At 57.0% G+C, this 1,205-nt stretch carries 1 protein-coding gene; it reads left to right on the top strand.

Annotated elements, in window-relative coordinates:
* Positions 1-356: 356 nt before the first annotated feature.
* Positions 357-749 carry a hypothetical protein gene (locus tag NKH21_RS32665; RefSeq protein WP_352870017.1) on the top strand — a complete coding sequence of 131 codons (393 nt, stop codon included), beginning with the start codon at positions 357-359 and terminating at the stop codon, positions 747-749.
* Positions 750-1,205 lie beyond the last annotated feature (456 nt).

The raw sequence follows: 1,205 nt of genomic DNA, 5'->3' as shown, positions 1-1,205 counted from the left end.
GGAGAGAACTTGTTGGTCGTCTTGCTTGTCATGGCTCCACCTTCTCAGGAGTTGGAGCCTCCGATCAACCCGGGGCGGTTCACTCCCCGAACAGGCGGAATGCCTCTCTAAATTAAATCCCTGGAAATCGTGATAAGCAATTTGCGGATTGGAGGGCCGGCGAAACTCGCGCCGGCTACCGCTGCATTTCTGGAGCGGATTCGAAGTTGATAAGCCCGAGATGCCCGAAGAGGCCAGGTCGAACCGGCAAGCAAGCCCACACTTTCGTAAGCGTCCGGCCTGAGGCGTCTTTGTAGGCGCGGCGCTGTGAACTCAACGGGAGGTCCGTCTCCTCCAGACTCGAGTCGGGGACGTCTATGACTGCACTGAATTTTTTGCGTTCGTTACTCGTGGTGATGGTGACCTGCCTAGCTGCGGCTGGATGCCAATCGGCCGGGGGACAGTGGCAGTACAAACTTGCGTCCCACGAAGAAGCTCGCCGTATGTGTGCAGCAGGTAAAATGGCCTATTCAATCGAATGCATGGTCGATGATGTCAAACCCCAGCTCGGCCGTCGCTTTGCAGCGAGAGTACTGTATGAGCCAAATCCGAAAAATCTCGATTGGGATTACATTGTGGCGCGCACCAACCACTTCAAACGTGAAGAGGCGCTATTTAAGCAACGAGGGCTCAAGCTCTACTCACAGTCAGGCGTTAAGAGCAACAAGTGGGGCGTTACTGGCAATTGCGCGATTTGGCGCTCACGCTAACGCACCCATTCTGATACCACGCCTCTTGTGCGCGCGGCTTATTCTTCTCAAGGACGTTAACCGTTAACCAGGGGTGCTTGACGTTGTAGACGATCGTGCCGGGTACTCCCTGCAGTTGAGGTAGAGAGGCCGACCTGGCTCCAGCCTCGGGCGGCGACGTGCCTGACATGGAGTGACGGTTGGCCGGTTCTCTAAGACTCCCGGCAGTTCTCCTCAGGGTGTAGCCGAGGGGGCACAGGGACACGGGAGACCTAACCAGAAGACCGTAGCACCCCTCCTCCTTGGCAGCAGCCTCGAAGGCTTTGCGGGCCTGCTCCGGGGTCGCCCGGTCTTGCATTGCCTCAAGGCAGACTTGCCAGCCTTCCGCCACTTAGATGTTTGATCCCAGGCTTTGATGGTTCATCATTGTCGTCCGAATCAAAGGATGCACTATGGGCCAGGTTCTGCATGGGAGCG

Origin of the sequence: Mesorhizobium sp. M1329, from assembly GCF_040318035.1 — a bacterium.
Classification (GTDB): domain Bacteria; phylum Pseudomonadota; class Alphaproteobacteria; order Rhizobiales; family Rhizobiaceae; genus Mesorhizobium.
Note: the sequence above shows the minus strand (reverse complement) of the source record. Positions and strands in the feature narration are given on the sequence as shown.

Bases quoted from the DNA above. Each gene is read 5' to 3' on its own strand.
- NKH21_RS32665 (WP_352870017.1), top strand. From the start codon at position 357: ATGACTGCACTGAATTTTTTGCGTTCGTTACTCGTGGTGATGGTGACC.